Source organism: Curtobacterium sp. C2H10, from assembly GCF_025407985.1.
GTDB lineage: Bacteria > Actinomycetota > Actinomycetes > Actinomycetales > Microbacteriaceae > Curtobacterium.
In genome coordinates, this window is record NZ_JABXGF010000021.1 from 1 (window position 1) to 13,101 (window position 13,101).

14 protein-coding genes are annotated in these 13,101 nt (G+C 71.5%); 11 read left to right on the forward strand and 3 right to left on the reverse strand.

Going from position 1 to position 13,101, the window contains the following annotated elements; genetic code table 11:
• The 10 genes from HWD93_RS09560 to csrA all read left to right on the forward strand — a co-directional run.
• Positions 1-219 (forward strand): FliM/FliN family flagellar motor C-terminal domain-containing protein (locus tag HWD93_RS09560; RefSeq protein ID WP_261646677.1); only part of this gene is annotated, 219 nt, incomplete at its 5' end.
• Positions 216-932, forward strand: coding sequence for a flagellar motor switch protein FliN (fliN, locus tag HWD93_RS09565; RefSeq protein WP_261646678.1), 717 nt, complete (start codon positions 216-218; stop codon positions 930-932). The genes HWD93_RS09560 and fliN, both read left to right, overlap by 4 nt.
• A gap of 8 nt (positions 933-940) precedes the next feature.
• Positions 941-1,474 (forward strand): flagellar biosynthetic protein FliO, encoded by a 534-nt coding sequence (locus HWD93_RS09570; protein WP_071294622.1) that lies wholly within the window; start codon positions 941-943, stop codon positions 1,472-1,474.
• Positions 1,471-2,292, forward strand: a complete 822-nt coding sequence (gene fliP, locus HWD93_RS09575; RefSeq protein ID WP_261646679.1) for a flagellar type III secretion system pore protein FliP — start codon at positions 1,471-1,473, stop codon at positions 2,290-2,292. The genes HWD93_RS09570 and fliP overlap by 4 nt, the downstream gene beginning before the upstream one ends.
• Complete coding sequence (fliQ, locus tag HWD93_RS09580) at positions 2,292-2,567, forward strand: flagellar biosynthesis protein FliQ (RefSeq protein WP_070418905.1); 276 nt, start codon at positions 2,292-2,294, stop codon at positions 2,565-2,567. Before fliP ends, fliQ begins: the two co-directional genes overlap by 1 nt.
• Positions 2,567-3,325 carry a flagellar biosynthetic protein FliR gene (locus HWD93_RS09585; RefSeq protein ID WP_070418906.1) on the forward strand — a complete coding sequence of 253 codons (759 nt, stop codon included), beginning with the start codon at positions 2,567-2,569 and terminating at the stop codon, positions 3,323-3,325. The genes fliQ and HWD93_RS09585 overlap by 1 nt, the downstream gene beginning before the upstream one ends.
• Positions 3,326-3,329: 4 nt before the next feature.
• Entirely contained in the window at positions 3,330-4,511 is a 1,182-nt protein-coding gene (locus tag HWD93_RS09590; RefSeq protein WP_071301625.1) for a flagellar biosynthesis protein FlhB, read from the forward strand.
• Positions 4,508-6,562, forward strand: coding sequence for a flagellar biosynthesis protein FlhA (locus HWD93_RS09595; protein ID WP_261646680.1), 2,055 nt, complete (start codon positions 4,508-4,510; stop codon positions 6,560-6,562). The genes HWD93_RS09590 and HWD93_RS09595 overlap by 4 nt, the downstream gene beginning before the upstream one ends.
• Positions 6,537-7,505: a hypothetical protein gene (locus HWD93_RS09600; RefSeq protein WP_261646681.1), complete on the forward strand. Its 969-nt coding sequence runs from the start codon at positions 6,537-6,539 to the stop codon at positions 7,503-7,505. The genes HWD93_RS09595 and HWD93_RS09600 overlap by 26 nt, the downstream gene beginning before the upstream one ends.
• Before the next feature lie 4 nt (positions 7,506-7,509).
• On the forward strand, positions 7,510-7,770 hold the full coding sequence (gene csrA / locus HWD93_RS09605) for a carbon storage regulator CsrA (RefSeq protein WP_261646682.1): 261 nt from the start codon (positions 7,510-7,512) through the stop codon (positions 7,768-7,770).
• A gap of 18 nt (positions 7,771-7,788) precedes the next feature.
• Here csrA and HWD93_RS09610 read toward each other — a convergent pair whose 3' ends face one another.
• Positions 7,789-9,879 carry an acyl-CoA dehydrogenase gene (locus HWD93_RS09610; protein ID WP_261646683.1) on the reverse strand — a complete coding sequence of 697 codons (2,091 nt, stop codon included), beginning with the start codon at positions 9,877-9,879 and terminating at the stop codon, positions 7,789-7,791.
• 205 nt (positions 9,880-10,084) lie between these two features.
• On the opposite strand from HWD93_RS09610, the gene HWD93_RS09615 reads away from it, so the two are divergent.
• Positions 10,085-11,548 (forward strand): peptide MFS transporter, encoded by a 1,464-nt coding sequence (locus tag HWD93_RS09615; RefSeq protein ID WP_261646684.1) that lies wholly within the window; start codon positions 10,085-10,087, stop codon positions 11,546-11,548.
• Between the two features lie 146 nt (positions 11,549-11,694).
• Here HWD93_RS09615 and HWD93_RS09620 read toward each other — a convergent pair whose 3' ends face one another.
• Together HWD93_RS09620 and HWD93_RS19460 are read right to left on the reverse strand one after the other, a co-directional pair.
• Entirely contained in the window at positions 11,695-11,985 is a 291-nt protein-coding gene (locus HWD93_RS09620; RefSeq protein WP_254791752.1) for a hypothetical protein, read from the reverse strand.
• 23 nt (positions 11,986-12,008) lie between these two features.
• A complete protein-coding gene (locus HWD93_RS19460; RefSeq protein ID WP_261646685.1) occupies positions 12,009-12,932 on the reverse strand; it encodes a glycoside hydrolase family 16 protein in 924 nt (307 codons plus the stop codon).
• Positions 12,933-13,101 lie beyond the last annotated feature (169 nt).

The following is a 13,101-nucleotide window of genomic DNA, read 5'->3' on the forward strand; positions in this document are numbered from 1 at the left end:
GTCCCGGTCGGCGTCAGCCTGCGGTTCGCCCCGGCGACCGTGCTGCCGTCGCAGGTCCTGCGCCTCGCCGTCGGCGACGTGCTGCCGCTGCCGCACCCGCAGCACCGCCCCCTCACCATCGCGGTCGACGGCGAGCCCGTCGGCACCGCCGCCGTCGGCGCGAACGGCTCGCGCCTCGCCGGCATCGTCGTCACCACCACATCGGAGCAGCCCGCATGACCGTCACGACCACCCTCCACACGCACGCGGCCGAGGCACTCGCCGCGCAGCTCCCGACGGCCGCTCCGCTGGCAGCGGTGGCGGTCCCGGGAGGCGCGACCCCCGTCGCCCTCGAGGCGGCCGGTGACGCGGTGGTCGCGTCCTTCGTCGGCGGCCTGTCGGCCGACCTCGTCCTCGTGCTCACCGACCTCGAGGCCGTCGTCGCCGCGGGCGGCACCGACCACGGGATCGTCGACGTGACCGACGTGCTCCGTCCGTCCCTCGAGGCCGCCGCCGGTGTCCTCGGCGTCGGCGTCCTCGGCGACGCTCGGCGCGAGTCGGCCTCGGCGCTCCTGGCCGACCCGGACACGGTCGTGTTCGAGCTCACCGCCGGTGGCGTCCCCGGCGGCTGGTTCGCCCTGCGCGTCCGCGAGAACGGCACCGTGTCCGCACCCGCCGCCGCGGCACCGACGACGACGCTGCCCGCCGGGAACCTCGGCCGGATCAACAACGTCGAGATGACCCTGACGGTCGAGATCGGCCGCACCCGGATGTCCGTGCGCGACGTGCTCGGCATGGAGCCCGGCGCGGTCGTCGAACTCGACCGCAGCGCCGGAGCGCCGGCCGACGTCCTGCTCAACGGCCGGCTCATCGCGCACGGCGAGGTCGTCGTCGTCGACCAGGACTACGCCGTCCGGATCACGAAGATCCTCGACGTCGCCGAGAGCGTCTGAGCCCCGACGTGGACACCGCCGTCATCGTCCTTCGCGTCGCGCTCTCGCTCGGCGTCGTGCTCGCCCTGATGTGGGTGCTGCACCGTCGCGTCGCGAAGAGCGGCCTGGGTGCGGGCAAGGCCAAGGGCCGCCGCTCGGCGTCGGTCGAGGTCGTCGGCCGCCAGGGCATCGGCGGCAAGGCGAGCGTCGTCGTCGTCGACGTCGAGGGCGAGCGCCTCGTGCTCGGTGTCTCCGAGCACGGTGTCGCCCTGCTCACCAGCGGGCAGGCGCCGGCGCCGGAACTCACGATCGTGACCGGGCCGGTGACGCTGCCGGTGCGTCCGACCCCGTCGGCCGACCGCTTCCGTCAGGAACTGGAGCAGCAGACGGCAGCCGAGCCGAGCCTCCCGTCCGACGCGGCGCAGCCGCTGCCCATGCGTCCCCGCAACCGCCGCTCGCAGCGCACCACGCTGCCCACGGCGCAGCAGCTGCAGGGGTCGATCCTGTCCGCCGACACCTGGCGGCAGGCCGCTTCGGCGCTCCGGAACCGGCGGGCCGGGTGACCGCGGCACGCACCGGACGCCTGATCGCCCTCCTCCTGCTGGGGGTGACGATCGTCGCCGGCTTCCTCATGCTCACGGCGACCGGCGCCCACGCGGCCGGTGTCGTGCAGCCGACCGCCCCCGCCACGCCCACGCCGCCGTCGACCGGTGACTTCAGCGTCAGCGTGAACGGCCCGGACGGCACCCCGTCGTCCGCCGTCGTCACCCTGATCGGGATCACCCTGCTCAGCGTCGCACCGGCCCTCATGCTGATGATGACGTCGTTCACGAAGATCTTCGTGGTGCTCGCGATGACGCGGAACGCCCTCGCGCTGCAGTCCATCCCGCCGAACCAGGTGCTGGCCGGCCTCGCCCTGTTCCTGTCGCTCTTCGTGATGGCACCGGTCCTCGGGCACATCAACGACGACGCCCTGCAGCCGTACCTCGCCGGCCACCTCGACTTCACCCAGGCGGTCGAGATCGGGACGAAGCCGCTGCGGACGTTCATGCTGCACCAGACGCGTGAGGAGGACGTGGCGCTCATCACTCGTGCCGCCGGTCGGGACAACCCGAAGTCGATGGCCGACGTGCCGATGACGACGGTGATCCCCGCGTTCGTGATCTCCGAGCTCCGCAGCGCCTTCATCATCGGGTTCGTCATCTTCATCCCGTTCCTGGTCATCGACCTCGTCGTCTCCGCGGCGCTCATGTCGATGGGCATGATGATGCTCCCGCCGGTCATGATCTCGCTCCCGTTCAAGATCCTGCTGTTCGTCCTCGTCGACGGGTGGGGGCTCATCATCAAGTCCCTCATCGAGAGCTACCAGGTGGTGCACTGATGAACCAGCAGGCCGTCATCGACCTCACGCTCCAGGCGCTCCTGGTGTCGGCGAAGCTCGCCGCGCCCGTGCTCGTGACGTCGCTCGTCGTGGGCTTCGCGATCTCGCTGTTCCAGTCGGTCACGCAGATCCAGGAGGTCACGCTCTCCTTCGTGCCGAAGGCCGTCGCCGTCGCGATCGCCCTGGTCGTCTGCGGCAACTGGATGATCTCGGAGATGGTCGGGTTCACGCACGTCGCGTTCGACATGATCCCGAAGCTCTTGGGAACGGCCTGATGGAGCTCTCGATCGACGGCGACCGCCTCGAGGCGACGATGCTCGCCGGCGTCCGCCTCGTCGCGTTCTTCGTCATCGCGCCACCGTTCTCGTACCGCGCGTTCCCCGCGACGGTGAAGGTGATCCTCGGCATCGGGCTGGCGATCGGCGTCGCCCCGCGCGTCGCGGTCGGCTACGAGTCGCTCGACACCGGACCGTTCCTGCTCGCGCTCCTCACGCAGCTCCTCGTCGGGCTCGCCCTCGGGTTCCTCGTGTTCCTCGTGTTCGCCGCCGTGCAGTCGGCGGGTGCGCTCATCGACCTGTTCGGCGGGTTCACGCTGGCGCAGGCCTTCGACCCGCAGTCGCAGGTGAACGGCGCCCAGTTCACGCGGCTGTTCCAGATGGCGGCGCTCGCGCTGCTGTTCGCCTCGGGCGGGTACCAGCTCATCGTCGCCGGACTCGTGCGCTCCTTCGACGCGGTGCCCCTGACCGGCACGTTCGACCTCGGCGGCCTGGCGTCCGTGCTCGTCACCGCGCTCACGCAGATGTTCCTGTCCTCGCTGCAGATCGCCGGGCCCCTCGTGGTGGTGCTCTTCCTCGCCGACGTCGGCCTGGGCCTGCTCACCCGCGTGGCCCCGGCGCTCAACGCCTTCCAGATGGGCTTCCCGATCAAGATCGGGCTGACCGTCGTCTTCGCCGGCGCGCTCTTCATGGCCCTGCCGTCCGTCGTCTCGTCCCTCACCGGCGACGCGGTGGCCGCGATCACGGGACGGGGGTGACGACGTGTCCGACAGCGGAGAACGCTCCGAGCAGGCGACCCAGAAGCGCATGCGCGAGGTCCACCAGAAGGGCCAGATCGGGCGGTCGCAGGACCTCGGCGCGTGGATCGGGATCGCGGTCGCGGCACTCATGATGCCGTCCGCGATCGGCAACGCCGCCGCCGCGGGCTCCGAGCAGCTCCGAGCCGTGCAGCGCGTCATCGCCGACCCGACGATCGGCACCATGAACGCCGTCTTCCACGAGGCCCTCGGCTCGCTCGGCGGGACCCTCGGCCCGATGCTCGGGGTCGTCGCCGTCGCCGTGCTGGCCGCAGCGGTCGCGCAGGGCGGCGTGCACGTCCGGAAGCTGGCGCCGCAGCCCGAGCACTTCGACCCGATCCAGGGCCTGAAGCGGGTGTTCGGCACCCAGGCGCTCTGGAACGGGTGCAAGGCGCTCCTCAAGACGGCCGTCGTCGGACTCGTCCTCTGGATGGCCGTGCAGGCCCTCGTCCCCGTCCTCATGACGAGCGGATCGCTCCCGCTGTCCGCCGTGCTCGACGCCGCGGCCGCCGGGACCGGCACCCTGCTGCGGGCGGCGATCGTCGCCGGCCTGGTCCTCGCCGCGCTCGACGTCTTCGTCGTGATCCGCCGCAACCGCAAGCGCACGATGATGACCAAGCGCGAGGTCAAGGACGAGAACAAGCACGCCGAGGGCGACCCGCTCGTGAAGTCCCAGCGCCGCTCCCGACAGCTCGCGATGAGCCGGAACCGGATGGTGCAGGCGATCGGCACCGCGGACGTCGTGATGACGAACCCGACGCACTACGCCGTCGCGCTGTCGTACGAGCCGGGGAAGTCCGCGCCGCGCGTCGTGGCGAAGGGCGCCGGTCCGGTCGCGGCGATGATCCGCGACAAGGCGCTCGAGGCCCGGGTGCCCATCGTCCAGGACGTCCCGCTCACCCGTGCGCTGCACGCCGCGTGCGAGCTCGGGCAGGAGGTGCCGGTCGACCTCTACACGCCGGTCGCCCGCGTGCTGTCGTTCGTCATGGCGCTCAAGGCCAGGGGAGCGGCGGCCGGGACGCACGCCCCGCCGCGGCCGACCACCCCGGACGAGGTCGCGACGGTCATCGACCCGGCCACGATCAGCGGGGACCTCCGGCCCCGGAAGCTCCGCCCGAACTCGACTCCCGAAGGGGTGCCCGCATGAACCGCAAGGACCTGCCGAAGCTCGTCGTCCCGGTCTTCATCGTCGGCATCATCCTGCTGCTGATCCTGCCGGTGCCGTCCTTCCTGCTCGACTTCCTCATCATCTGCAACATCCTGCTGGCGCTGGTGATCCTGCTCACGACGCTGTTCGTGAAGAAGCCGCTCGACTTCTCGGTGTTCCCGTCGCTGCTGCTCGTCGCGACGCTGTTCCGGCTCGGCCTGAACGTCGCGTCGACGCGGCTCGTCCTCGGCGAGGGGTTCGCCGGCGACGTCATCCAGGCGTTCGGCCACGTGGCGGTCTCCGGCTCGATCATCATCGGCGCGGTCATCTTCCTGATCCTCGTCGTCATCCAGTTCGTCGTCGTGACGAAGGGCGCCGAGCGCGTCGCCGAGGTCGGGGCACGGTTCACCCTGGACGCGATGCCCGGCAAGCAGATGGCGATCGACGCGGACCTCAACGCGGGGCTCATCACCGACGCCCAGGCGAAGGAACGCCGTGCCGCCGTGTCCGCCGAGGCCGACTTCTACGGCGCCATGGACGGTGCGTCGAAGTTCGTCAAGGGCGACGCGATCGCCGGCATCCTCATCATCGTCATCAACCTCGTCGGCGGCATCGCCATCGGCATGGTGCAGAACGGGCTGTCGATCACCGACGCCCTGTCGAAGTACGGCATCCTGACCATCGGCGACGGGCTGGTCACGCAGATCCCGGCGCTCCTCATGGCGGTGTCGACGGGCATGATCGTCACCCGCTCCGGCGCCGAGACCGAGATCGGCACCTCGGCGTCGCAGCAGCTCACCCAGTCGCGGAACGCCCTCGCGATCGCGGGTGTCGCGGCGATCGCGATGGGGTTCATCCCCGGCATGCCGATCGTCCCGTTCCTGGTCATCGGCGCCACGCTGCTCGTGATCGGGTGGCGCCTCGGGCAGAACACCAAGCGCGAGGAGGCCGCCGTTGCCCAGCAGCAGGCCATGGAGGCCGCCGCGCCGAGCGCCGACACCCCCGAGGACCTCATCGAGCAGATGCGCGTGCACGCCCTCGAGATCCTGCTCGCGCCCGACCTGGTCGACATGGTGTCCGGCGCCTCGGACGACCTGCTCGGCCGCGTCCGGGCACTCCGCCGGAAGATCGCGATCGACATGGGGATCGTCGTCCCGCCCGTCCGGACCCGCGACAGCATCGAGCTCCCGCCGTCGACCTACGCCATCCGCATCGCCGGCGTCGAGGCCGGCCGGGGCACCGCACCGTCGCGCAGCGTGCTCGCGCTCGGCGACCACCTCGAGGGCCTCCCCGGGGAGACCACCGTCGAACCGGTGTTCGGCCTCGCCGGCAAGTGGGTCCCCGCCGAGCTCCGGCACGCCGCCGAGATGACCGGCGCGACCGTGATCGACCGCGTCTCCGTGCTCGTCACGCACCTGCAGGCGATCATCGGCGACAACGCCGCGCGGCTCCTCACCCGCGAGGACGTCAAGGTCCTCACCGAGGGCGTCAAGCAGGTCAACCCCGCGGCCGTCGAGGAGCTCGTCCCCGGGATGCTCTCGCTCGCCGAGCTGCAGCGGGTCCTGCAGGGCCTGCTCGCCGAACGGGTCCCGATCAACGACCTCGGCCGGATCTGCGAGGGCCTCACGCTCCGCGCGAAGGTGTCGACCGACCCGGAGGGGCTCGTCGAGGCCGCCCGCGCTGCACTCGGCCCCGCGCTGCCCGCCCGGTACCTCGACGCCGGCACGCTCCGGGTCATCATGATCGACCCGCTGCTCGAGCAGTCGATGCTCGAGGGGCTCCGGCCGTCCGAGCAGGGGACCCAGATCGTCCTCGACGCCCATCGCATCGAGCAGGTCCTCGGGTCGCTCCGCGAGGCCGTCCGCTCCGTCGAGGACCAGGGGATCTCCGCCGTCCTCGTCTGCGCCCCGCAGCTCCGCCCGGCCGTGCACCGCATGGTCTCCGCGCAGTCGAACGGCCTGCCGGTGCTCTCCTACCAGGAGGCCACCGCCGCGGGCTCCACCATCGAGACCGTGGGAGTGGTCCGTGCCGCCGACCCGATTGCAGCGTAACGGCGCCACGCTCGACGAGCTCCGGGACGCCGTCCGCTCGGAGTTCGGACCGGGCGCACGCATCGTCGCCGCCGAGCGCGTCACCACACCCGGCATCGGCGGGCTGTTCCGCAAGGCGCACGTCGAGGCCACCGTCGAGGTCCCCGGCCCCGACGACGTCCCGACCGCGCGCGTCGCCATCGCCGATTCTCCGGTCCAGCGGGTGGGCATCGCCGCGCTCCTGGCCGACGCCGAAGCCGCGGAGGCGCGCATCGCCGGCCACGACGGCACCGCGTCCACGCGGGCCGACGCGTTCGCGTCGGTGCTCGACGGCTTCGTCGCCGACGGGATCACGGGGAGCGCCCCGCGCCCGACGCGTGCCTTGCCGGAGGCGGGGGCCGAGGAGCCGGGCGGGTCGCGCCTCCTGGACGTGCCCGGACCGTCCGCGGTACCCGTCGCGTCCGTCGTGCCCGGTCCGTCGGTCGTTCCTGGAGGCACGGCTCGGCTCGTCGACGACGTCGTGGCCGAGCAGCTGGTCGCCGCCACCGCGCCCACCCGGCCCGCCCCGTCGGTCCGGTCCGCCGACGGCGACCTCGTGCTGCTCGTCGGGCGTCCGAACGACGTGGACGCGGCCGCCGGGATCTTCGCGACCCGGCACGCACTCCGGCCGACCGACGCGGCCGACCGGCGGAGCGGGATCCTCGCCCGGGCCGAGGGCGTCCGCGACGGGTACGCGCTGCTCGCGGTCGCCGCCTGGGACGACGTCGCGACGGCCGCCGGACTCGCACCCGACCAGGTCTGGGTCGTCGTGGACGTCGGTCGGAAGCACGAGGACTCGGTCCGCATGCTCGCCGCCGTCGCCGACCGGGCCCACGTGGCCGGGATCGTGGCGATCGGCGCGGGGGAGACCGCCACGCCGGAGTCGGTGCACCTGCTGGGAGTCCCCGTCGTGTCGCTAGGCTGAACGGGTGCTGGTACTCACGCGGAAGGTCGGCGAGCGGATCCTCGTCGGTGACGACATCGTCATCACGGTGCTCGACAGCCGCGGGGACGGCGTCCGCATCGGTATCGACGCGCCTCGCGGGGTGAAGATCCAGCGCGAAGAGGTCGTGCGCGCGGTGACCGAGGCCAACGCCGAGGCCGCTGCCGCTGCTGCCGGCGCCGGGGACGACGCCGAGGCGCGGCTCCGCCGGGCCCTCGAGGACCACGGGCCCGCCGGCGACGCCTGACGCGCCCCACGTCCAGCGCTAGGCGCGGGGCTTCTTCTCCTGCTCGGGGAGGCGACCCGCGGCCGCCTCGGCGGCGAACCATGCCTGCGCCTCGTCCTGCCGGGCCTGCTCGGCACCGAGCGCGATCGGGGCGCGGACGTGGCCGGCCTCGTACCCGAACGAGTCGAGCAGCTGCGGGATGACCGGTCGGACCCGGGCGACGAGGCGGTCGATGTACGCCGAGACCGCCCGCGCCCGCTGCGCCGTGATGCGCCCGTGCATGAGGTACCAGTCGAGGTGCTGCTCCAGCAGGCCGAGGGCGAACAGGTCGCGGAGCCAGACGAGCACGCGGCGGGTGTCTCCCGGCGGGACCTCGTCGATGGCCTCGGTGAAGGCCTCCCACTGCATGAGCTCCGCGTGGGCCTTCGCCGCCTCGATGAGCTCGTGCTGCGAGCGGTTGAGCAGTCGGGCGCCGCGTGCGCGGTCCTTCCCGGCCGACGCGAGGCGCATGCCGATCTCGGTGACCATCGTGTCGACGCGGCCGGCGAGCAGGTCACGCTGCGTCCTGGCGTCCTGCAGGTCCGTGACGGAGGCGGCGAGCGAGCCCCGGTCGGTCATGGTCTGCCCGAGGCGTCGGAGACCGGTGGCGTCGGCGAGCTTCGTAGCCGCCTGGGCCGCCACGAACTTCGCGGTCGACGCCGGGTCCTTCGGCGCCTTCGCGCGGAAGTCGGTGAGCAGGCGCTTGCCGACGAGCTGGAGCAACACGGTGTTGTCGCCCTCGAACGTCACGTAGACGTCGAGGTCGGCGCGGAGTCCGGTGAGGCGGTTCTCGGCGAGGAACCCGGCGCCACCGCAGGCCTCGCGGCACTCCTGGAGCGTGTCGAGGGCCGACCACGTGGACATCGACTTGAAGGCCGCTGCCTGGGTCTCGAGGTCCTCGCGACGCTGCGGGGTGTCCTCACGCCCGCTGAACACGTCGTCGAAGGTGCGGAGGAGCTTCTCGTGGGCGAACGACTGCGCGAACACCGTGGCGAGGCGGGGGATCAACCGGCGCTGGTGCCGGCCGTAGTCGAGCAGGACGCCCTCGGTGCCGTCGCCCGTCGGGAACTGGCGACGCTGTGCCGCGTACGTCAGCGCGATCTCCAGGCCGATCTTCTGGGCGACGACCGCGGCGCCGTCGAGCGACACGCGGCCCTGCACGAGGGTGCCGAGCATGGTGAAGAAGCGGCGACCGGGCGAGGCGATCGGCGAGGAGTAGGTGCCGTCCTCGGCGACGTCGCCGTAGCGGTTCAGCAGGTTGGTGCGGGGGACGCGCACGTGGTCGAAGTGCAGTCGGCCGTTGTCGATGCCGTTCAGGCCGCCCTTGTAGCCGTCGTCCTCGCCGCCGACACCGGGCAGGAACGCACCCTCGGCGTCGCGGAGCGGCACGTAGAACGCGTGGACGCCGTGGTCGACGCCCTGCGTCACGAGCTTCGCGAAGACGACAGCCGCCTTGCCGTGCAGGGCGGCGTTGCCGATGTAGTCCTTCCACGCACCGCGGAAGGGCGTGTGGATCTCGAACTCCTGGGTCGCCGGGTCGTAGGTCGCCCGCGTGGCGATGCTCTGGACGTCCGAGCCGTGCCCGGTCTCCGTCATCGCGAAGCAGCCGGGGACCTCGAACGAGACGATGCCCGGCAGGAACTCGCGGTGGTTCCGTTCGGTGCCGAGGTGGTGCACGGCCGAGCCGAACAGCCCCCACTGCACGCCGGCCTTGATCTGCATCGAGGGGTCGGCCGTGGTGAGCTCCTCGAACGCAGCGAGGTTGCCGCCGTGGTTGCTCGAGCCGCCGAACTCCTCGGGGTAGGGGCGCTGGATCGCTCCCGCGTCGACGAGGATGCGGAGCTGGTCGAGCGTCCGGGCGCGGGCGTCGGCGTAGGGCATGCCCTCGACCTTGTGCATCGCCGGGTCGAGTGCGAGTCGGCGCGAGGCTCGGCGGTCGTCCGCCCAACGGCCGAGCAGGTGCTCGGCGAGCAGGTCGACGTCGATCCGGACGTCGGTGTCCGTCCCGCCGGCGGGCGTGCCCGCGGCGGGGTCGCCCGCGGCGTCTGCCTTGGGCGTGTTCGTGCTGTGGACGGGTGCGGTGTCGACCATGGTCGGAGCCCTCCTGAACTGCTCTGTCCGGTGTTGCAGAACCCACGCTATTGATCGGACCCGCGAGTCGCGTGAACGCCGTCCGGGGCTGACAACGCGGGTGGCCCGTGTGTCGGCCGCGGTCGTGGGAACCCTCCAAACGACCGCGCCCGGCGTTCCTGAGGCGAGTTCAGCGATTCGGCGCGGCCCGGCTCCGAGGGGCAGAATGTGCGGCATGTCAGGTACCACCACGCCCGCACGCGGGCGGACCTTCTTCGGGCAACCGTTCGAGTTGTCGACGCCGTTCGCCGTCGAGCTCTGGGAGCGGTTCTCGTTCTACGGGATGCAGGGCATCGTCCTCATCTACATGTACTACACGCTCTCGCAGGGCGGGCTGGGCATCGACAAGGGCGTCGCCAGCGGGATCATGGGTGCCTACGGCGGAGCCGTGTACCTGTTCACGATCATCGGGGCGTGGATCGCCGACCGCCTGCTCGGTGCGGACCGGACGTTGTTCGGCAGCGCCATCGTCGTGATGCTCGGGCACATCGCCCTCGCGCTCATCCCCGGTGTCGCGGGCGTCGGCGTCGGCCTCGTGCTCATCGCGCTCGGCTCCGGCGGGCTCAAGGCCACGGCGACGACGATCGTCGGCGGGCTCTACAGCCCGGACGACCCCCGTCGTGACGCCGGCTTCTCGCTCTACTACCTCGGCGTGAACCTCGGGGCGTTCTTCGGTCCGCTCCTGACCGGCCTGCTGCAGAGCTCGCTCGGCTTCCACTACGGCTTCGGCCTTGCTGCGGTCGGCATGGCGGCCGGGCTCGTGCAGTACGCGATCCGCCGCCGCAAGCTGCCGGAGTCCGTGCGCCACGTCACGAACCCCGTCGACCGCCGTCGGCTCCCGCTCATCGGCGTGCTCGTCCTCGTGGCACTCGCGGTGATCGTGGTCGCCGTGCTGACGGGGCTCCTGAACGTCGACAACCTGCCCACCGTGGTCGTCGCCATCGTCATCCTCGCCACGATCGGGTACTTCGTGGTGATCCTCTCGAGCGGCATCACCGCGCAGGAGCGGTCGCGCGTGTTCGCCTTCATCCCCCTGTTCATCGGCAGTGCGGTGTTCTGGTCGCTGTACCAGCAGCAGTTCACCGTCGTGACCGTCTACTCCGACGAGCGCCTCGACCGGTCCCTGTTCGGCTGGGAGATGCCGGTCTCGTGGGTGCAGTCGATCAACCCGGTCTTCATCATCGTGCTGTCCGGCGTGTTCGCGGCGATCTGGACGAAGCTCGGCGACCGTCAGCCGTCCACCCCGACGAAGTTCGCCCTCGGCACCGGCATCATGGGCGTCGCGTTCCTGCTCTTCCTGCCCTTCGTCGGCACCGGGCAGAACGGCACGCCGCTGCTCGCCCTCGTCGGGATCCTGCTCGTCTTCACGATCGCCGAGCTCCTGCTGTCGCCGGTGGGCCAGTCGGTGGCCACGAAGCTCGCACCGCCGAAGTTCCAGACGCAGATGGTGGCCCTGTTCTTCCTGTCGGTGTCGCTCGGCACCGCCGTCACGGGGGTGCTCTCGCAGTACTACGACCCGACGGACGAGGCGCCGTACTTCGCCGTCCTCGGGCTCGTCGCCGTCGCGGTCGGGGTCGTCCTGCTCGTCCTCGCCAAGCCGGTGCTGAAGCTCATGCGCGGCATCCGCTAACCTGAGGGCAGCCAGACCGGCCCCGGAACCAAGGAGTCACCAATGCTCGAACTCATCGCAGGCGTCATCATCGGCATCGGCGTGCTCGGCGGCGTGGGGGTCTGCATGGCCTTCGCAGCCATGATGAAGAGCGGCAACGAGGAGTACTAGCCCTCGGTGTCCGGTGCCGGCTCGATCGGCACCAGCTGACGACTCAGGACGGTCGCGCGCTCGAACGGGCCGCGGCCGTCCTTCGTGTAGACGGGTTCCTCGAACGCGATCGTCCAGGTGCGCTGGGTCCCGCCGAGCTGGCTGCCGCCCGGTGCGACGATGACGCCGATCGGCTCGTCGGCCCACTCCTCGCCGCCCTGGTCGGTGTCGACGACCTGCACGAGGGCACCGATGCCGAGGCCCGGTCGGTCGTCGGGGCGGGGGCTGGGGGAGCGGCGTCCGAACACGCGCCCACCGTACCGCGCGCGGGTCAGTTCCAGATGGAGATCCAGTCGACGGACACGGTGCCCGTCGCGTCCGTCGGGACGGCGCCGTGATCGGTCCACGTCTCGCCCTGCAGGGTCACGCGCATCGGCTTCGTCGGCACGGCCTCGGTGGTGGAGGAGACGAGCTCCCCGTCCCAGTAGAAGCGGACGATGCCCGTGTCCCACTCGGTGGTGGCGACGTGGTACTCGGTGGTGTCGGTCTTCGCGTGGACCTGCACCGAGCGGTCGTACTTGACGTGACGGTTCGCGTACGTTCCCGGGATCGCGGACGCGGGTCGCGGCGATGCCCCGAGCGTGAGTGACTCCGGCCAGTCGATCTCGCCGTCGTTCCAGTCGTCGGAGGACGGCCACAGCATGCCGACGAACTTGTACCCGTCGGTGACCGTGGTCTTGTAGCGGATGCTGACGCGTGCCGTCGTGTGCGGTGCGTACCCGTCCGGCATGACGGCGGCGACGAGCGGTCGGCCGCCCTCGGAGTGGAAGTCGAAGTCGAGGTTGCCGTCGGCGACGGACAGCACCTTCGCAGGGGCGTACGTGCCGAGTCCGCTGGTGTCCTGGAATCCGTCGTAGAGGCCCATGCCGGGGTAGACGGACGCCACCGTGCCGAGTGCGGCGGGCTTCGTGAAGTCCTCGGCGTACGACTGCCGCCACGTGCGTCCGTTCGACGTGACGTCGCCGACCGGGAGCGTCGTCGGCACGGCGGTCGGCGTCGCGGTCGGAGTCGGGGTCGCGGTGGGTGTGGGCGTCGGCGTCTGCGTCGGCGTCGGTGTGACCAGCGGAGTCGCTGTGGCGGTGGTCGGTGCGGCTGTCGACCCCGGTGCCGTGGAGGACGGGACACACGCAGCCAGCGCGCCGGCCACGAGGAGCCCGGTGACGATCGCGCCTGCGGTGCGTGTGCGAGTGGTCACGGTACGGTCCCTGCTGGAGTCGGTGGAGCTCCTGGCGATCGTAGTCAAGGAGTGCCCGGCGGCCTGCTGTTACCGACACCCCAGTCCGGGGGTGACGGTGACGTTCGCTCCGGTCGCACGACATGCCGTGCGCCCGTCGCTGAGGTCGCACGAGGTGCCGCTGCTGCCG